Below are 18,805 nucleotides of genomic sequence, written 5' to 3'. Positions count from 1 at the left end.
AAAGGGAGTTCTTGGCGATAGATATGTGAGCAGGAATTCCACCCATCGCAACCGATAAGTTTTGGAACTTTCTATATTTCAGTTATGGAAACGGACCACCGAGAATAGGGCGGACTTTTCTTTTGTTGAGATGTTGTGGTAGGCTGTAATTACCTTAAACTCAAAGGAGGAAGATGCTATGACAGTCTCTGATCCACCTGACCAGTTAGAGCGAGTCACATCAGCCTGAAGGTTGATGTCGTTGAGATCACGGTCGTAGGGTGATCGATTTCGGTTCCCATGATGGGAACGCTGACAGAAATATTAATGTTAACAAGACGCCTCGAAACTTTTCGGGGCGTTTTGATTAAGAGGCGGTCTATTTCAGTCTTGCTGCTCAATACTTTAAATCCAGTACCGCAGCCAGGTGGACAAATCCTCGGGCCATGGGTATATAGGTAATATTCATTGCCCAGACCTTATTGAGGCGGTCAATCAACAGGTTTGCAGTAAATATGATTGGATCCGCGTCCTCATGTTGAGCTTTTCTTCAGTCAAGTCAGATGAAACTTACAGCAGAGGAAATATGTTATGCCATTTATTGATGTCCGCGATATTCGTATGTATTATGAAATTCATGGAACAGGGCCGCGTTTACTTTTTTTCAATGGCACAGGTGGTGATCTCAGATGCAAGCCAACTATCTTTGAATCTCCTCTTGCAGCAGATTTCGAAATCCTTGCTCATGATCAACGAGGTCTTGGTCAAACTGACCGCCCAGACATCTCTTACACCATGGCAGACTACGCAATGGATGCCAAAGCTCTCCTAGAAGCTGTAGGCTGGAACAAGTGCAACGTGTTAGGCATATCTTTCGGTGGTATGGTCGCGCAAGAATTTGCGTTGCGGTATCCTCATAGTATAAAGCGATTGGTTCTGGCATGCACAAGCAGTGGCGGAGCCGGTGGTAATTCATACCCACTGCAGGAGTTTGGATCCTTGTCACCACGGGAGCGGGCCGTATGCATCTTACCTCTCAGGGACAAGCGGCGTGATGCGGTCTGGCAAGCTCTTAATCCACAGCAATACCAGGAAATGTTGGATCAGATGGTCACAAACCTTCTGGTAGGGGCAAACGAGCATAATCGGAAAGTTGGAGCACGTCGGCAGCTTGAAGCACGCTTAGAGCATAACACATTCGATCGGCTGCCGAACCTGCAGATGCCCGTATTCATTTGCGGTGGGCGCTATGATGGCATCACCCGGACCACCAATCTCGAAGCCATCCATAAACAGATACCACACTCTCATCTCGAATTATTTAACGGTGGGCATCACTTTTATTCCCAAGATCCACGGGCGTTTGAACGTATTGACTCATTTCTGCACGGTGCTCCAGTGATTAATGTGAAAGATGTTTAATGATAATCGTTTTTATTTCATTTAGCACTGGATCGGACGGTTCCCCGAATAGATTATTTCCAAAGGCGGACGTCGCTGAGGTGAAAACCACCACTGTCGGAGCGAAAGTTCTGCTTGCTGTTTGAGTGAGCAGGAACTATCGATGCAACTATTGCAATTTACAATGGTGTTTATCTTTTTAGGAATTTGTCGATAATAAAAGTGACAATATGCTGCGGGTTGTTGATGTCAAGCTGCGGCAGCTTTGTGTCGATATGGGTATTTGTAGCCAGAGCAATAAAACCTTCCTCATTTTGCGCGCAGAGCAGCTTGTGCCCGAGCTCTTTGCGGTAGACCTCAATTCTATTCGGGGCGAGCTCTTTCCACCCTTCGATGATGACGATATCGACCTCGCTGAAGAACTCCTTTATCATCTCCTGCGGGCCAGGGGAGGTTTCATGTTGTTTGATCACCGCTAGTTTTTTGCTGTCAGTGATCGCGGTAATAACGGCTCCGGCTTGTGTCATGCGCCAGCTGTCTTTGCCCTCTTTGTCGATGTCGAAATGATGGCCATCATGTTTAATGGCGCCGACTTTATAGCCGCGCTCACTGAGCAGACGGATCACCTTGACCACTAAAGTTGTTTTGCCGCAACCTGAAAAACCCGAAAAGGAAACGACTGGTGGAGTTTTATGACATGCTTGTTGCAAATGAATGCCGGCACAATCGGATGGATCACCTTTGATCTTTGCTAACCCATGGGGAATTGCTGGCCAGACCGAGGTGAGGTTTTCCAGTGCAGCTTTAGGGCTACCGGGAAGGTTCAGGATTAAGCAACTGTTGCGTATTCCGGCGACGGCGCGAGATAGGATAGCCATCGGGGTGATCGCAAGACTTTTTGCCCGCATCAATTCGGCAAATCCAGGTAGTTCTCGTTCGATGATTGCTTTGGTTGCTTCAGGAGTAACATCACGGGGTGAAATTCCTGTTCCACCACAGGTTATAATGAGGTCGGCGATAGAATTATCGCACCAGTCAATCAAGGTCTTTTGAATAGTTGTCAGGTCATCGGGGATTAGTTTGGTAAGGACAGTTTCAATCTGCTGATCAGACAACCATTTTTTTAGCGCGGGACCACTTTTATCGACTCTTTGTCCAGCCGCCCCCTTATCGCTTAATACCAGGATTGCTGCTCGCATAGTTAAGCCTTCAGTCTTTCTGATGTCTGGTCCCAGAGTTGTTTGCGGGCAAGCTGATAGTCATTGGGGGTGTTGATATTCATCAGGCTCATTTCGAAATTATTCGGTAGCTCGTTTGGCTCGATATAATTCACAACAATTTGCTCGAAGAGATCAAAAATCCGGAATCGGTTCTGTTGCAGAAAACTTTCGATAATTGGCAGCACTCTTCGATGATAAAGGGCAAACAGTGGTTCGAAGCCCCTTTCTGTCTTCGGTACGACTGCATCTACATGTTGATGTGATTGCACAAGATTCGTCAAAATTTCAGCATTGGGGAATGGCATATCACAAGGCATAATAAACACCCAATTGGTTTCGACGGCATTTAACCCTGCGTGGATGCCACCCAATGAACTGCCGGGATAAATGTCATGAATGACAGGAACCCCGTAAATTTCGAGGTCGGGTCGATTACCAACAATTATGACTTTTTGAAAATGCTGTTGAAGAAAGAGCAGGGCGTTACTTAACATTGTACCGTTTAACATAGGAAGCGTCGCTTTATCCTGTCCCATGCGCCGACTTTTACCCCCAGCGAGCACGATGCCGGTAATGTCATTATTAACAGTACTAGAGGCTTCAGCCGTTAGCGACATTTGTTTTCTTCCTTTTGTTGAGACACCTTAGCAATCAGTTTTTGAATGCCTTTAGACATGTAATCTTTATCGCTACCCCATACTTGTTTCCGAAACTGGTCACGTCCAGAATTCTCTCGGTAATAGCTGTAATCTTCTGGATTGCGGACGTGAAACTCTTGATGATATTCTTCGGCTGGATAAAAACTTTTGAAGGGCCGGATCTCGGTGACGATCGGTTTATCAAACAAACCTGAAGCTTGAAGTTTTTGTTTCGACCGTTCGGCCGCGGCTTTTTGTTCAGGTGTATGGTAGAAAATCGCGGTACGATATTGTTTGCCCCGATCGGAAAATGACCCTTCTGCATCAGTCGGGTCTATCTGCCGCCAGAAAATTTCAAGTAATTCTTTATATGTGATTTCGTGAGGATCGTATGTGATCTGGATTGACTCCGCATGTCCAGTCTTTCCGGCAGAGACTTGCTCGTAATCCGGCATTTCTTCCTGACCGCCACTGAAGCCAGCAATGACCTGATGGACTCCAGGATAAGTCTCGAATGCTGCTCCCATACACCAGAAACAACCCCCGGCAAACGTTGCGACATCATAATCTGTATTTGTCATTATTTCTTCCTCTGCTTTCATTTCTTCAGTGCCACTAACTTGAATGCTAGTTCAGTACCCTCTGTGGTTCTAATTTCTGAAAGACGGCGTGTTTAATGATGTAAGCGATGGTTTTTTCAATCAGGATAGAACGGTTGAAATGATCCATAACGCCTGGAGTCTCCTCAGCGCGCTTGCGGAAATCTTCATAACTAAGAGACGGGTCAGTGATTAAGCGACTCTGTTTCAGGAGGATTTGTTTAACTTCGTCCTCAGTCACTTTAAAGTTTTTATTTTCTGCAATGGCCGTTAATAGCAGGTTTTTTTTCACTTCCACTTCAGTTTCTGGCCGCATCTCTGTTTTGATGTCTTTAATAGTTTTGTCTGAATCTTTCAAGTATTTATTCATCCCCTGCTCTCCTAATTGTTGGTGAAGTTGATCCAATTGAACCATGAGTTGTTGTTCAATAACCTCTTCCGGTGCAACACAAGGGTTTGTATCAATCAACGTTTTTAAAACCGCAGTCTTTTTATTCAATTCGGTTTTCTCCTCAGCTTGAGCCTCGATCGTTTTTCGAACTTCAGTTTTAAGCTGTTCCATTGAATCAAATGACAGTCTCTTCAATAACGCATCATCGTCGTCCCCAGTCCCGTGTTGTTCTCTCATACTGGCAATTTGTGTGATGACATCTTCATCCGTTGCAATCACAGGGGTATATGAAACTTTGAGACCTTCGTATTCCTTTAGTTCTATTTCAGGTGCTAAAGCGACACGAATTTCGACGACATAAGGTTCTCCAATTTTCGTTTTTTTAGGTTTGATCTGACGAATGGCCATCGGTTTGAGTTTCAGTTCACTAATTGCATTATTATAGTAAACAGGTAGCATTTCATTTAATACTTGACTGGCCCAAATGTCAGTTTGTGGGTGCAGGGATAACAACTTTTGGTTACTCAATGGTAAAGTTGGAGCATCCTGCTCCATCCCTTCCATAGCTACCTTATATTGTTTCATGATGGCGTTTTCGATTGTCTGTGCATCAATTTTAATTGAGATGACAGCTTCTTCTTGACTTGATTTCAACAACGTAACTGACATGAGTTACTCCCTTTTAAATGTACATATCGCGGACTTGCAAAATGAGCCGCTATCGTTTTTATTCATCCTCATAGTCAATCTTTAGAAAGATTAACCCGGTTTCAGAAGCTGGCTAGATGGTGACAATTTGCAATTTTTCTCATCGTCTCAGTGCTTGGTTCTGACCAGCCTCTTCCCCCAGGGACAGGGATAAGTCCGTTGCTCTTTTTTGGTCACTAATACACAAGGAACAGAGCACTTGTTACCAGTATATTGGCAAGAGATTGGTGTATTCACTACGGGAACATCGCTCGGAATTAGATTCCCGCACTTAGAACACTTACTGAGATTGCATAAATTGTAGTGGCCGCATTTATTACATTTCTTGACCCTTAGTAATTGGATATCAGTGCTCTTGCGACCACATTTGTTGCAGTAATGTTGACAGACCCAACACATGGTATATTGACCTTTTTAACCGACGACAGAACTTGTTTTTTAATGCAATAGCCCAAAGAAAGACTTTCCACCTTGAGAGTCAAGGAGGTCATCTTGTCGTGGTTGCGGATGCATACCTCGGGCGGTGTCGCAAAGAAAACGCGCTTTCACTGACTATTAAGCTAGTTTTTTACCAGCGTCAGGTCCGGGGGAAACCGAGTATATTTCTTCGATATTCATAATAACGGCACCTTTTGATTGCAAAGGGAAGCCTATTTTGTTACCCAGATCCTCGATCCACGCAGCAGTTTCTTCATATCGATGACCGCTTGTTTCGACCGTAACTGTTCCTTTCAATTGATAGCCTTCTTCACCTTCCCAAAAAGTCACACCTACTTGAGGATTAGCTTTTATGTTAGCCAAAGTCTTATTAAAAAACTGATCGGACAAAAGAACCGTCTGACTATCAATGATTTTTTTAGGGCTGATAGGAACGCAGTTGGGTTTCCCATCTAAGCTGGCGGTAGATAATACAGCGGTGGGCACTTTGAGGAACAATTCTTGAATATGTTCAGACATCTCAGCCATGATTTTTCCTTTATTTAATGAGTTGATATTTACTCCGTCAAAGACTGAAGACCGTATGATGGTCAATGGTCTAGCAGCTACAGCTTGACGTGATCTATTGGATCGCACCCGATCTCCTTACCGAGCACACGTCCAAGCGTGTGAGCCGGGCCTATCATCGCAATGGCTGTGGGAGTGAGGGATAGAGGCTCACATCTATGCCCAGATGAATTGCCCCGAGATTCCCGGGGCAATTCAGACCGATTAAGCGCGGTCAGTCACCGAGGCTCACCACTTGTTGTTACGCGGAGGCAACGGCAGCATCAGATTGCTGCTTCTGACTCAATTGTGTGAACCAGACAAACACCGCAACAGCCAGCAGAACGACGATTCCAGCCGTATACGCTCCGCGTGGAGATGTGCTTCCAGTAACATTCATCGCGATAGGCATCCAGTAACCCGCTACGAAAGCACCTAAGTTATTCGCTACAGCAACAAGCCCGCCGGCCATAGCCATCGCTGAGGGTGACAGCATCTGCCCAAGCCCTCCAAAGATTGCTGGCATGCCCACGCCGATAAAGCCAAACCCAATTAAAGTCGTGCCAACCATTATCATCAGCAACCCTCCGAAAGCGAGACAGCTCATTCCACCAGCACAGATGAGCAGGGCCACGGGCAGTGCATGTCTGCCTGTGATTTTTGCATACTGTCCGAATACAAGCCCTCCGATGAAGTTCCCAGCGGCAAACATGGATATTGCCATTCCTGCCGTTACTGCCGTACCCAACCCTTCTCCTACGATGACGGTCGCAATGCCAAGCATCATCGGCCATACTGCCATCGTGGTCAGAGTGAAGGCGATGATCAGTGCCCATGCTGCGAAAGGAAAACGTGTCTTGTGATCTGCTCCGGTCATCTCCTCAATTTTATCTGGTTCTGGAAGCCAAAAAAGAACCGCCAGGAATGACAAAGCTGCAACAAGGTGAGGCAGCCACATCGCGTGTGTGTCGATTGTCACGAAATAGCCGACGAGCATTGGCAAAACAACACCACCTACGGCCATTGTTGCGGCGCCATAACCCAGCATCGAATCACGTGTTTGTCCGTCATACAGTCTGACTATCAATGTTCCCATTAGTGTAAAACAGATACCGAAGCCGATGCCGAATATTGCCCGACTGACAAGAATCATGTTAAAACTACTATGGAAAAAATATGGGGCTGTTCCTCCAAGAGCTATCAGGCCACTCCCTATCAGTGACAACGCGCGAAATGATATCGCCTTTCCTGCAACTGCCCCAGCAATAAGAGCGACCGGAATTGCAATAAGGTTCGGAAGCGTTGCTGCGAGCACGATCGTGGTGAATTCAAGTTCAGGATAAGCTTGTGCCAGTGCAGCCAAACCAGGACTGATGATGCCTGTCATAACCGCTAATAGATAGACTCCCAATGCCGCAACGGCAGCAAGAAATCCTCTTTTTTTTGCCATTTCTTTCTCCTTATTTTGAGTTGCCACCTTTTTAGGTAGCGATTCTTGTTTCAAGCTTGAAATCTCGCGACAGTGTAGAGAAACTGTGCCTGCATACATCCTAATCTCTAGTCGAAACTAAGTTTGTTTGCTTTTTGTGCATGCATGGCACCCTTGAAACAATCAAATTCCGATAGAAGCTTGGAAACGAGTTCAATTGCCACCCTTACGATGGCACACAAGTGAAAATTACATCCCTGACGTGTTTAGATCCTCTCGGTAGTATTAAAATTTGGTTTTGCTTTGGAGAGCAACTCTCGTCGCTCTCCAAAGCGTGATGTTATGCGTTGTGCCAAGCTGGACTGTAGAGATTATCCATATTTTCCCACTGTTTGCGTGAGAGCAGATAATAGACTGAACCTCCCTTGCCATTGCCAGCCTTTAATTGGTGCACATAACCAGTCTCTTCCCAAGCTGCCACCGTCTGTGAAACAACGCTGTCTGGATCATCAAAATCGCCAAACAGAATTGAACCTGTCCAGCAACCAAAAGCACATGCAGGTGTTTCGCCTTTGTCGACTAAGTCGACGCACATATCGCACTTACCAATCCTGCCATCAGTTGGATCCAAATCAATGACCCCAAAAGGACATGCCTTGAGACAAGGTTTGTCGTCACAGCTCATGCAGACAGTCGTATCACCGACAGTGACAATACCGTCTTCGCGTTTAGTGAAAACTCCGTGTGGACAAGCAGGAACACATTCCGGTTCATTGCAGTGCTGGCAAAGAACAGGAATCGTGTAGGTGTTTGAATTCGGATAGGGATATTTATCCGTAGTCATATTTGTCATGCATTCAATGTAGTGTGAGCCAAGGAATGAACATGTCTTGTGCTTGCAAGCGACCATGCAATTACGGTGGTCCTGGCAAGAGTCGAGGTTAATTACAAAACCATAGCGTGCCATTTTATACTTCCTCCTTAGTCTGAGGCATGAGGTTCTCCATTTGCTCACGCGTAATCATTGGTTGGTATTTCTTGATGTCTTCTTCGCTGCATTTGTAAATCTTGCAGAGCTGAGAGCGCAGACCTGCAGTTCCGGTCTCAGGTGATCTGTTCACCGTCTCCAACACGTTTTCGGCGTTCCATTCGAGGCCACCATGGTATTCTTCTTCGGCCGATTTTTCTGGCCTCCACCAACCGTGTTGCGAGTAGGATACAAGGCCCGGCAAGACCATAAAGCGCAAACTCACTTGACCCATGACCTTGTTATGCGGTGCACGTCCACCACAGGGAGAGGATTCCAACCAAACCCAGTCACCATGTTTGACCCCATATTCCTTGGCTGTTTCAGCATTGATAAATATTTCCGGCACTGGATTGACCTCGCGAATATAAGGCAGCTGACGGAATTCTGAGTGGAAGAAGCCAGCTTGACGCTTTCCAGTAGAGAGTACCAGCGGATATTCTTTGGCGAGATCTGGCCGGCTTAAGGGCGACTCGGCTGGCTCTGTGTATACAGGCAATGGTGGGTACCCAGCCATCTCATGCAAGGTCGAGAAGAAGTTCGCCTTGCCAGTGTCGGTGGGGAACTTGCCTGAGACACGGTAACGTTCAAAAATATTTGAAAGCGAGGATTCTGGCAGAGAAACCTTGTGCTCTTCAAGGCACTGCTTCCAAGACTTGTTTCCTTCTGTGTATGCACGGCACCAACGGTCGCGTTCTTCATCGATGGTGTTGTTTTCCCACAGCTTGCCGACTTTTCCACCCCAGAACACAGCATTGGCAGGGTTCAGCAATTGATTGCTATTGTAGCCGGGTTTGATCTCTTCTAATTTGTGCGCGATCATCGCGCAAATGTCATAGTCGTGCTTGGCTTCACCGATCGGCTCTACGACACGACTGAAGGCGTTCTTGAATGGGGCCATACCGGTAACGCTGAACTCCAAGTAATTGCGCTCAAACCAGGTCTGTGCGGGTAATACATAGTCAGCAAGTTCGGCCGTGGGAGTCATGACAAAATCGGTCACGACGTGTAATTGAATTTTCTCTTCATCTTTCAGCAGTCGCAACCAGCGTGCGGTTGATGGATCATGCATCAACCAGTTGGAGCTGATGGAGAACATGCCGTGCACCGGATAAGGGCGCCCGGTCTCAGCGGCGTCGAGAACACAACCGATGTCAGGGAAGTTCAGAGTGGCATCAGCGTTCTCAGGTTGCATCGGATGCCATTTTCCAATTTGTTCAAAGGCAAAACCGCAGCCAATCCGGTGTTCCCAATAACCAAGACGCTTGCGCTTCATCTCTGTTGGTAGGCCGTTGGCGTAGCTAATGTCAAACTCGCCGGGGAAGGCCTGAGCCGTGACCGGGTAGAACTGGGCGAAGCCAGTGCCTTGTGAGACATCGATACTTCCAGTCAGCATTTTTATAATCTGAGCTGCATTGAAATACTGGGAAGCATTTGTGGACATGTACTGGCCGCCTTCAAAGAAATCGACTGGCCGGATGGTGGCGATCAGCTCAGCGGCTCTCTCGAGCCGGTCCACAGGAGTCCAGGTCACCTCTGAGGTCTTCTCAAAGGTCCACTCGGCGCAGTTTTGAGCACATAGCTCAAGTGCTGGCGAACATTTAACGGTCTGACAACCGTTCCTGCCGACTTTGACCTCGTATGTTCCGCGCAATGCCGGATCCAAGCTGTCGGGCATAACTGCAGGTGAGTGCTCGGTTGAAGAGATGGTGTTACGGAAGTTCTCTTCACATTGCTCATAGTGAGCTTTACCGCTTTTTCCGCCTTGCCACTGAATCTCTTCTGCATCCCACCATTTCAGACTGTCACTCTTAGCATCCCAGAACATGTACCGTCGTGGGCTACCGCCTTTGACTACGTCGCTCTCCATGAGCAGAGAACCGGTATCTTCACGCACGAGGAATGGAGCATTGGTCCACTGTTTGACGAAATCACTTTCAAACTGGTTGGTTTCAATGAGGTGGCGGATGATGCACATACAGAACGCTAAGTCAGTCCCCGGTCGGATTGGTAGCCATTCCGTTGCCCGGGAAGGGAGGATTCCACCGACTGGGTCTAGTGCAATTATCGGATAGTCCGACGCGTCTTCACCCATTTTTTGAAGTGCGCCGAAAAGCGGGTGAGCATACTCGGAAGCATTGTTTATTGCGACGCGGAGTTTGGTGTCCGGTCCCGAGAAGTATGGCAGGTTAAGCATGTTGCCATAAGTTACAGCATGGTGCATCTGTGGCAGCAGACAGACCTGAATTGGTCCGTAGTAGTTGTTGGGAGTCCCAATGGTACGAGCCAACTTGTGGGCGATCCAGCCCATGTCCTGGCGGCCGGTGCGACCGGGGAACACGAAAGTTTCCGGTCCGTACTTTTCTGACATCTCGACGACTTTGTGTCCAATTTCATCAATCGCCTGTTCCCAGGAGACGCGCTCCCACTTACCCTCGCCACGCTTACCAACGCGTTTCATTGGGTACTTGACACGAGTAGGGCTGTTGAGTAGCTGTAGGCCGGCGACGGCGCGAAGGCATAGATTGCCCGTGCCACCTTCCTCAAAAGGAATCGCGTGGATGTCCTTGATCTCTCCGTCCTCAACATCGTAGGATGCCGGGCAATTCAAGTGACATGCTCGACAATGGGAGTAAATTGTTTCCTTTGCCATATCTTTCTTTCTCCTTTTCTTGGGTTACCACCCTCTCGGGTAGCGGCTTCTGTTTAAAGGTTGAAATCCATCGGCAACGTGGAGAAAAAGCCTGTTTGCCTCCGAATCAACCTTGAGTGAATCCTTAGAAAGCGTACTGCACGCGGAATCTGAAGTGCGTATGATCCTCTTCACCATCCAAAGTGGAAAGGTCGCTGCTATAGTTAGGAACATCCATAATAAGTCCCCCCCAGAAGTTAACGGACAGCCCTTCCAGAGCGCCCTGGAAAGCGTATTGCACCAGTAGGTCGATTTCATTGACGCCATCAAGGTAGGCTTCGTAGCCGTTATAAAAAACGTTTGAATCTTTGTCCTGCTTGATGGTGGCGTAGAGCAGGGTAGCGTCAAGTCCTTTGACCCCGACATTGCCGAAGTCATAGTTGGCGCTCAGGACAACACTCTCTAGTCCTGCAAAGAGCAAATCTAAACCCCACATATTGTTGTAGGTAATACCGTTAGGTGCATGACCGAAGGTGCTGACAAGCGAGTTGTCTTCGTCGATCTTTACGTAAGAGGCGGCAAGTTTGATTTTTTCGATTTCGGTTGAAATCTTAGCGCCGTACCAGTAGGTGTCGTCTTCACCCGCTTCATCGAAGCTGGTGGCACCATACTGGGCACCTAAAGTCACCGGGTGTGAGATGGGCAGATTGTATGTAGCCTGTAATAAGTATTGCTCCCATCCTTCTCTGTTCAGGGTTGGTTCAAGGAAATCATTAAAATACCCCGCTGCTCCATTGTTATATTCATCTTGCGAGGTCGTTGCATACTGACCAAGCAGGGTCAGGTTTTCGATACTGTTGTTGACGACAAAAAGAGAGTAAAGCGGATCGCTGAGATGTGTTTCCAGGTCAGCATTACGCAGGTTCCATTGCTTGATAAGGATTCCTTGAACCATGGTATCCGGGATCAATGTCGTTGTAATGACAGCTGCATCGAAGCTGTCTGACATCGGATAACAATATGAATCAGCATTACTGACCATTGGAGAGTGGATGATTTGACGACCAACCTTCAAATTTGACTTTTTAAAACCATAGTCCAGGTAGAGTTCAAGCAGTCGTGCGTCACTGATGCCCGCACGAGGATCATTCTCCTCACCGGGAGTAGACTCCTCAAACCCCTTAAAATCCTCCAGCGAGTGACTAGCCTGAAAGGCTGTTCCTAGGGTGAAACCGTAAAAACTGCCGGATTTGTAGTTGAAGCGGGTGGCGACTTGCGAGGTGCTTCTGCCACGGATGCCATTAAGGGCAGCACTGTCTGCGTCTTCCGCTTGGATTGTGAAAAAGGAAAGGGTTCCCGATAATGTCCCTGCCTTAAGGGCGTCTTGTAGCGTTTCGGCAAAGCTTGGTGTTGCCATTGTAGCGATTGCCAATAAGGTAACTATGGTTCTCATAAGCCTGTTCATTGGTTCTTCCTCCTTTAAGGTTAAGAAAATGACGAATAGATTGGTGAAAACATGATTGTCCGTACGTGCAGTGGCAGTTTTTCCCAACATGGTTGCTAAGTTAGTCGTTAAAGCGAAACCTAATGACGTTGTCTTTATCTTTTCTGTTGTTATATTTCGCAATCGAGATTGCTATAAGCATGCCAAGTTAAATTTCGCCTTTTAACGGATGAGAATGGGGGCAATTTTTATATTAGTGTGATATTTAGCAAGAATATGTTGTGAAATTTCATGTGTTATGTTATTTCACAATAACTTGTGTTGAAATATTTTAGAGAGGTGTGTCGATGGAGCAATCGTACGATAAAGATGTTTTTTTTAAGGAGATAACTCTTAGGATTTGCAGCAGTCTCTCAAGTCAAACCGCATTGTTAAGAGTCTACAATTTTTTGCAAGATTGGATGAAGTTGAATGAAATGTATTTTGTGATGCTTGACCCTGAACTTCGGTCTCTTCGCACAATTGCTCATATCCTTGAAGGTGAAATTTTTCCAAATGCATCTCCTATACTTCTTTCAGAAGAACTCTGGAACTGGGTTAGAGGTAGCTCTGAGCCAATTATTATGAATCCGGACCGTTATCCTGTCGTCAATACCCTTGGGCCACTCGTTGGCCTTAACCCTGAAAAGATGACCGACTTAATTATTCCGTTGAGAATTGATGGAGACAGAGTGGGGCATCTGGCCTTACGTTCTTATGTTCCGAACAGTTACACAGAGGAACACCTCAATCTGCTTTCGTCTGTTACACAACCTTTTGCATTGGCCTTAGGTAATGCATTAGCTCATGAGGAGGCTTTGAGGCTCAAAGATCTTATTCAAGATGAAAAAGAATTTTTGCAACAAGAGATGACTAACGAAAAACGTGAAGCGACGTCTGAATTTATTAAGGAAAACGTAGGGCTAAGAGAAATAAATAAACAAATTCAACAAGTGGCTCCATTTGCAAATACCATTCTTATCCTAGGTGAAACAGGAACGGGGAAGGAGGTGATAGCTAATGCTATTCATTACAGTTCCCCAAGAAAAAATGGGCCATATATTAAGGTGAATTGTGGGGCCATTCCAGACGAATTGATAGATAATGAATTATTCGGCCATGAAAAGGGTGCCTTTACGGGTGCGACGCAAGCTCAACGTGGGCGATTTGAACGAGCGTCAGGGGGGACAATTTTTTTGGATGAAATTGGAGATCTTCCCCTTCATGCTCAGGCTCGATTACTTAGGGTGCTTCAAAATCATGAGGTCGTGCGGGTGGGAGGAGGCTCACCAATAAAAATCGATATCAGGGTCATAGCTGCAACCCATCGAGACCTCGATAAAATGGTTGAAGAAAATCTCTTTCGCAGCGATCTTTTGTTCCGCTTGAATGTTTTTCCTATTCTCATTCCACCGCTGCGTCAACGCAAAGAAGATATCCCCGAGATGGTTAAATATTTAGTTGCTAGGAAACAGAAAGAACTCGGGATAACAACCGTACCAGTGGTTGAACCAGAGGCGCTGGAAAAGCTTAAGGACTATTCTTGGCCGGGTAATTGTCGCGAGCTTGAAAATGTCATTGAAAGTGAACTGATCAGGAATCGGGGAGAAAGCTGTATGACATTCGATGCACTTAATTGTTACAAGCAGCTCGGTCAGGCAACCTGTGAAATTTCCACACCCATATCTCCACGAAGTCACAAGCTTGATGACATTATTTCTGCTCACATACAAGAAGTCTTAGAACGAACAAAAGGGCAGGTCCATGGGGAAGGTGGGGCAGCTGAAATTCTTGGAATAAATCCAAGTACACTCAGATCACGTATACATAAACTTGGTATCCGTTATAAAAAGGTATGAGTTAGCTATTGCCGGGCGGTCGATCAAATCGGATATTTCTTTTGACGTTGCCAGGCTGCCATTTTAATCGCACGGATCACCATCTGTCGATCATGTCGGTGGTGCATTGATCAACCAACAACGACCTTACTGAATGGATCGGTCACAACACACAAGTACCGCTTGCCTTCACCTGTCTTCATTTCTGTGATGTCTGTCACCCATTTTGCTTCTGGCTTCAACGCTATAAAATCACGCTGTAAATGATTTTGAACATCGGCAGGTATTAAAGCTGGAGAATATCGATGCCCTCGCTTCTTCTTTCGCTGCCACCCATGAGTCCCTTGAAGAGACTTTCAGACAACGACACATCAGCCGGACAGGAAACTCATTGCGACAACGTTGAACCACCGGGGACTTCAGGACGATTCTCTGGCAAAGAACGTCGCCGCTTCGCGTAAAACATCCCGCTCTTTTTTCACCCGGATCAGCTTGCGTTTAAGGGCGGCAACTTCTTCGGCTCTGGGGGTGCCTGATCCGCCGAAAGCATGACAGCCTTCGGCCTCAGCCCGCGTTTCCAGCGTGAAAGCAATTCGGCATTTACTCCAAGCTCTCTAGCCACTTGAGAGCAACTCGCACCAGGCAGGAAGATAAGCTTGTGACCCCCCTTTTTTTAATTCAGGGCTGAATTTTCTTCACTCCGGCATAGACCCTCCCTTAAACCACTATAGGCTTTTTGAAGCGTGCGTAAATTCAAGGTAGAACCCTTGGAACCCCTCTTTTTAAATCTAGATGAGTCTTACGTGTTCTGATGTTAAGCAGCACACGAAGTTGTGAAATACAACAATACGTGAGATGACAAAACCCATGTTGTGAAATATCGTATTCTGAAGAATTTTCCATGGCTTTTTTACCCGTAAAAAGCTGAAATTTAACTTGGCATGTTTTTGGCAGACTCGATTGGTGAAATATAGCGACAGTATACACAAAAGACAACTGGCGCTTATGGATCAATTACCTGAACTCATTTAAAGGAGAGGAAACATGTGTTTTAGACCACCATCAGCTGCGAAAGTGGAAGAGCCGTGTCCCGAGTGCGGCAAAAAAATGGATATGATGAAACCATGCCCGCATTGCGGTTATGTTCCAGAAGTGGAATGTCCCCGTTGTAAGGCAAAAAACAAGATCACTGATACCAAATGTGCCAGCTGCGGCTACACCGCTCCCAAGATGCCACCACCACCAGGCGGAGGCTCACGTCCCGGAGTTCCAAGACCACCTGCGCGGCCGAAGCCCAAGGTTTAGTTATGGTTCATTCCTGTCGGTCAGTGGATTGAGAATCCATTCAAATTTTTTATAAGTCTCTGACTCTGATCGGCAGGACTTAGACCTGGATCGAACGGTAAGGAAAACATTGATGAGTCACAAATTGATATTCCTGGGTACTTCTGCAGCAAACGGCGTGCCGGCATTTTACTGTGACTGTGCCGCCTGCCGGGAGGCAAAGGCAAACCCAGCTTTAAGCCGCAGTCGCAGCAGTATTTTGATTTCTGGCCAGCAGAATATCCTGATCGATGTCTCGCCTGATCTGCGTCAACAACTGCTCCGGGAAGGAATCAGCCATATTGACAACCTGATTCTGACTCATACGCACTTTGATCATATCGGTGGATTGGCTGAGATGGAATATTTTATCAGGCTTAACAGTAAACAAGCCTTGTGTTCCCTGATGAGCAAGGAAAGCAAAAAGTATATCGATTTGAACTACGGATTCATGAGTGACTGCCTGGCCATTGTGCCATTTCCAGTGGGTTCGACAACCACCCTCGATGGATTGACCTACACCTCTCTCAAGGCGCATCACGCTCCTGGGACCCTTGGTGTCATGATCGAATCACCATCGCATAAGAAAGTGGCTTATTTGCCTGATACTGGCGAATTGGATGAGGACGTTAAAGAAATACTTGTAGGTGTTGAGACGCTGATTCTGGATGCAACTTTCTGGAAAAAGAACCGGATGCCCGACGATCACAATAGCGTTGAGAGTGCGATTCAGGCAGGGGTTGAGCTTCAGGCCAATCAGATTTATTTGACCCATCTTGCCATGCACTATGACGAACCGGTCACAGATCGGGAGCTGAACGATTATTTAAAACAATATGGAGATCATATTCACCTGGCCTACGACGGTTTACGAATAGACTTCTAAAGTATGGAGATACGCAATTATGGGTGAAGGAAGCAAGGTTTCGTTGCTGGAAGGCGCGGAAATCAAGAAATCGGCATGTTATTTTTGCCATAACAACTGCGGTTTGAATGCCTACGTTAAAAATGGAAAGGTCGTCAAGGTTGAAGGAGACGATAACTATCCGATCAATAACGGTGGGTTATGTAGTCGCGGGAACATGAACTTTAAGTTTCACGATCATCCGGACCGGATCAACTATCCGCTCAAGCGGGTAGGCAAACGTGGCGATGGCAATTACGAGCGTATTACCTGGGATCAGGCGCTCGATGAGATCGCTGGTAAGTTGACTCGTATAAAAAGTGAATTTGGTGCCGAAGCGCTTGCGACTGCTGGTGGTACCTTGCGGACCGATGATTGGGCACGGCGGCGTTTTATGAACCTCTATGGTAGCCCGAATGGCTTCCATAATGCTCACCTGTGCTGGATTCCGACCTTTATGATCGAAACCGCCATTTACGGCTGGTGTCCTTTTGAGCCAGACTTGGCTAACAGTCGCTGTGCTGTTATGTGGGGTCATAACCCTGGTGCTTCGGCCATGCCTGAGATGCGTCATTTCTCTGATTTCCAAAAGAAGGGAATGAAGTTGATCGTGGTCGATCCGCGCTACACCGAAACCGCTTCCAAGGCTGATATCTGGCTGCCGTTGCGCCCCGGATCTGACATTGCTCTGGCTCTGGCTTGGCTCAATGTCATTATTTGGGAAGGGTTGTACAACCAGGAATTTCTTGATAACTGCTGCACCGGTTTTGATGAGTTGGCTCAGCATGTAGCCGAGTACACCCCGGAATGGGCCGCATCGAAGACCTGGCTCGATCCAGAACAGATTCGTGAGAGTGCACGGATGTATGCCACCAATACTCCTGGCAATATTGTCTGGGGGGTAGCCCTTGACCAATCAGGAAAGTCGGGAGGTGTTGCGACTCATGCTCGGGCTCTGCTGCGCGCTGTGACTGGCAACATTGATGCTCCTGGCAGCGACTTGATGGGGGGGCCGGCACAAGATTTTATCACTGACGAAGAGATGGAAGCTAATGATCTGCTTCCCGAAGAACAGAAACTCAAGCAGCTAGGCGCCGATAAGTTTCCTTTGCTTACCTGGCCGGGGTACGGCAAGATTGCAGCAATTACCAAGCAAGTCTGGGGTAAGGCACCAACTGCTGAATGGATGTGTGAAGCTCACCCACCGACTGTCTGGGAAGCAATAACCACAGGCAAACCTTATCCGGTCAAAGGACTGATTTCTCTGGCGACCAACCCGCTAAATTCATATGGAGACTCAAAGAAGGTGCTCGCAGCTCTGCGCGCAGTTGATTTTCACGTCTCAGTGGAATACTGGATGACGCCGAGCGCAGGTTTGGCTGACTATATTTTGCCTGCTGCCAGTGCACTGGAGCGTCCAATCATCACCAGTACCTATGGATGTGCCGACTTTCTGCTCGCTTCTCAACGTGCGGTTCAGCCGATGTATGAGCGTCACGACGACTTCACTTTCTGGCGCGAACTCAGCCTTCGTATGGGGCATGGGAAAGAGAACTGGCCTTGGAAAAATCTCGAAGAAGCTAACTTTTACCGCATACAAAGTCTCGGTTACGAAGTGAATAGTTACGATGAGTTTGTCGAGAAGCAACGCTTCCACTTCCCCGAACGAGAATACTACAAGTACGGCTCGGTGGGTTTCGCCACCCCGTCAGGGAAGATAGAACTGGCTTCCAGTACTCTGGCTGATCTGGGGTTTTCTGCTATGCCGACATATCAAACCCCGGTCGAGAATGAAGATGACGATCCTGAATTGGCCAAGGAATTTCCGCTGGTGTTGACTACCGGTGGTGGTGTCATGCCATTTCACCATTCAGAGTTCTTCAATATTAAAGAGCTGCGCTTCTTACGGCCTGAACCGCACATGTTAATCAACAATGAAACTGCTGCTGAACTTGGTATCGAGAAGGAAGACTGGGTCTGGATCGAAACCAAGCGCGGACGGATTAAACAGAAAGCCGATGTTTCTCCAGCGATCCATCCACGCGTTATTTTCACTGAACGTGGTTGGTGGTATCCAGAGCGAGGAGCGAAAGATCCCGATCTGGGTGGTGTGCTTGAATCGAACTGTAATGTGCTGACCAGTACCGAAGACAAGGACTGCGATCAATATGGTGGTAGTTGGGCCAACCGCGGCTTGCTGTGCAAGGTCTATAAGGTGACGGAAGCCAATACTAAAGGAGGTCTCTAAG

General features: G+C 47.1%; 13 protein-coding genes and 3 pseudogenes. 5 read left to right on the top strand and 11 right to left on the bottom strand.

All coding sequences use genetic code 11. The annotated features are described in order from the left end of the window. Positions 1-570: 570 nt before the first annotated feature. Positions 571-1,401: an alpha/beta fold hydrolase gene (locus BLU87_RS08910; RefSeq protein WP_092346990.1), complete on the top strand. Its 831-nt coding sequence runs from the start codon at positions 571-573 to the stop codon at positions 1,399-1,401. Positions 1,402-1,571: 170 nt separating this feature from the next. Here BLU87_RS08910 and mobB read toward each other — a convergent pair. From mobB to BLU87_RS08865, 10 genes and pseudogenes are all read right to left on the bottom strand, one after another. After that, positions 1,572-2,048: pseudogene (gene mobB / locus BLU87_RS17950) on the bottom strand (molybdopterin-guanine dinucleotide biosynthesis protein B); the annotation flags it as partial. A gap of 51 nt (positions 2,049-2,099) precedes the next feature. Continuing rightward, positions 2,100-2,579 (bottom strand): annotated as a pseudogene (mog, locus tag BLU87_RS17945) (molybdopterin adenylyltransferase); the annotation flags it as partial. Positions 2,580-2,581: 2 nt separating this feature from the next. Continuing rightward, a complete protein-coding gene (gene mobA / locus BLU87_RS08900; protein WP_092346987.1) occupies positions 2,582-3,217 on the bottom strand; it encodes a molybdenum cofactor guanylyltransferase in 636 nt (211 codons plus the stop codon). Further along, on the bottom strand, positions 3,208-3,819 hold the full coding sequence (gene msrA / locus BLU87_RS08895; RefSeq protein ID WP_092346984.1) for a peptide-methionine (S)-S-oxide reductase MsrA: 612 nt from the start codon (positions 3,817-3,819) through the stop codon (positions 3,208-3,210). Before msrA ends, mobA begins: the two co-directional genes overlap by 10 nt. Positions 3,820-3,865: 46 nt before the next feature. Then, positions 3,866-4,897, bottom strand: coding sequence for a trigger factor (locus BLU87_RS08890; RefSeq protein ID WP_092346980.1), 1,032 nt, complete (start codon positions 4,895-4,897; stop codon positions 3,866-3,868). Positions 4,898-5,491: 594 nt separating this feature from the next. Beyond that, a complete protein-coding gene (locus BLU87_RS08885) occupies positions 5,492-5,902 on the bottom strand; it encodes a pyridoxamine 5'-phosphate oxidase family protein (RefSeq protein ID WP_092346977.1) in 411 nt (136 codons plus the stop codon). 280 nt (positions 5,903-6,182) lie between these two features. Further along, positions 6,183-7,424, bottom strand: coding sequence for an MFS transporter (locus tag BLU87_RS08880; protein WP_175498322.1), 1,242 nt, complete (start codon positions 7,422-7,424; stop codon positions 6,183-6,185). 265 nt (positions 7,425-7,689) lie between these two features. Then, positions 7,690-8,193 (bottom strand): 4Fe-4S dicluster domain-containing protein, encoded by a 504-nt coding sequence (locus BLU87_RS08875; protein ID WP_175498321.1) that lies wholly within the window; start codon positions 8,191-8,193, stop codon positions 7,690-7,692. Positions 8,194-8,317: 124 nt separating this feature from the next. Further along, positions 8,318-11,029, bottom strand: coding sequence for a molybdopterin-containing oxidoreductase family protein (locus BLU87_RS08870; RefSeq protein ID WP_092346968.1), 2,712 nt, complete (start codon positions 11,027-11,029; stop codon positions 8,318-8,320). Between the two features lie 124 nt (positions 11,030-11,153). After that, a complete protein-coding gene (locus BLU87_RS08865) occupies positions 11,154-12,473 on the bottom strand; it encodes an OprD family outer membrane porin (protein ID WP_175498320.1) in 1,320 nt (439 codons plus the stop codon). A gap of 326 nt (positions 12,474-12,799) precedes the next feature. Between BLU87_RS08865 and BLU87_RS08860 the strand changes: the two genes are divergently transcribed. Beyond that, positions 12,800-14,350: a sigma-54-dependent Fis family transcriptional regulator gene (locus BLU87_RS08860; protein WP_092346962.1), complete on the top strand. Its 1,551-nt coding sequence runs from the start codon at positions 12,800-12,802 to the stop codon at positions 14,348-14,350. Positions 14,351-14,376: 26 nt separating this feature from the next. Here BLU87_RS08860 and BLU87_RS17610 read toward each other — a convergent pair. Further along, positions 14,377-15,024: pseudogene (locus tag BLU87_RS17610) on the bottom strand (DDE-type integrase/transposase/recombinase); the annotation flags it as partial. Between the two features lie 349 nt (positions 15,025-15,373). Here BLU87_RS17610 and BLU87_RS17085 point away from each other — a divergent pair. From BLU87_RS17085 to BLU87_RS08845, 3 genes are all read left to right on the top strand, one after another. Beyond that, complete coding sequence (locus BLU87_RS17085) at positions 15,374-15,634, top strand: zinc ribbon domain-containing protein (RefSeq protein ID WP_139167505.1); 261 nt, start codon at positions 15,374-15,376, stop codon at positions 15,632-15,634. A 112-nt stretch (positions 15,635-15,746) separates the two neighbouring features. Beyond that, entirely contained in the window at positions 15,747-16,538 is a 792-nt protein-coding gene (locus BLU87_RS08850; protein ID WP_092346956.1) for an MBL fold metallo-hydrolase, read from the top strand. A 19-nt stretch (positions 16,539-16,557) separates the two neighbouring features. Next, positions 16,558-18,804, top strand: a complete 2,247-nt coding sequence (locus BLU87_RS08845; RefSeq protein WP_092346953.1) for a molybdopterin-containing oxidoreductase family protein — start codon at positions 16,558-16,560, stop codon at positions 18,802-18,804. Position 18,805 lies beyond the last annotated feature (1 nt).

It is taken from the genome of Desulfuromusa kysingii (assembly GCF_900107645.1).
Lineage (GTDB): Bacteria > Desulfobacterota > Desulfuromonadia > Desulfuromonadales > Geopsychrobacteraceae > Desulfuromusa > Desulfuromusa kysingii.
This window is presented reverse-complemented; position numbering and strand designations above follow the sequence as displayed.

Excerpts from the sequence above, each read along its gene's own strand:
- BLU87_RS08910 (WP_092346990.1), top strand. The coding sequence starts at position 571 with ATGCCATTTATTGATGTCCGCGATATTCGTATGTATTATGAAATTCAT.
- mobA (WP_092346987.1), bottom strand. The coding sequence starts at position 3,217 with ATGTCGCTAACGGCTGAAGCCTCTAGTACTGTTAATAATGACATTACC.
- msrA (WP_092346984.1), bottom strand. The coding sequence starts at position 3,819 with ATGACAAATACAGATTATGATGTCGCAACGTTTGCCGGGGGTTGTTTC.
- BLU87_RS08890 (WP_092346980.1), bottom strand. The coding sequence starts at position 4,897 with ATGTCAGTTACGTTGTTGAAATCAAGTCAAGAAGAAGCTGTCATCTCA.
- BLU87_RS08885 (WP_092346977.1), bottom strand. The coding sequence starts at position 5,902 with ATGGCTGAGATGTCTGAACATATTCAAGAATTGTTCCTCAAAGTGCCC.
- BLU87_RS08875 (WP_175498321.1), bottom strand. The coding sequence starts at position 8,193 with ATGACTACGGATAAATATCCCTATCCGAATTCAAACACCTACACGATT.
- BLU87_RS08870 (WP_092346968.1), bottom strand. The coding sequence starts at position 11,029 with ATGGCAAAGGAAACAATTTACTCCCATTGTCGAGCATGTCACTTGAAT.
- BLU87_RS08865 (WP_175498320.1), bottom strand. The coding sequence starts at position 12,473 with ATGAACAGGCTTATGAGAACCATAGTTACCTTATTGGCAATCGCTACA.
- BLU87_RS08860 (WP_092346962.1), top strand. The coding sequence starts at position 12,800 with ATGGAGCAATCGTACGATAAAGATGTTTTTTTTAAGGAGATAACTCTT.
- BLU87_RS17085 (WP_139167505.1), top strand. The coding sequence starts at position 15,374 with ATGTGTTTTAGACCACCATCAGCTGCGAAAGTGGAAGAGCCGTGTCCC.
- BLU87_RS08850 (WP_092346956.1), top strand. The coding sequence starts at position 15,747 with ATGAGTCACAAATTGATATTCCTGGGTACTTCTGCAGCAAACGGCGTG.
- BLU87_RS08845 (WP_092346953.1), top strand. The coding sequence starts at position 16,558 with ATGGGTGAAGGAAGCAAGGTTTCGTTGCTGGAAGGCGCGGAAATCAAG.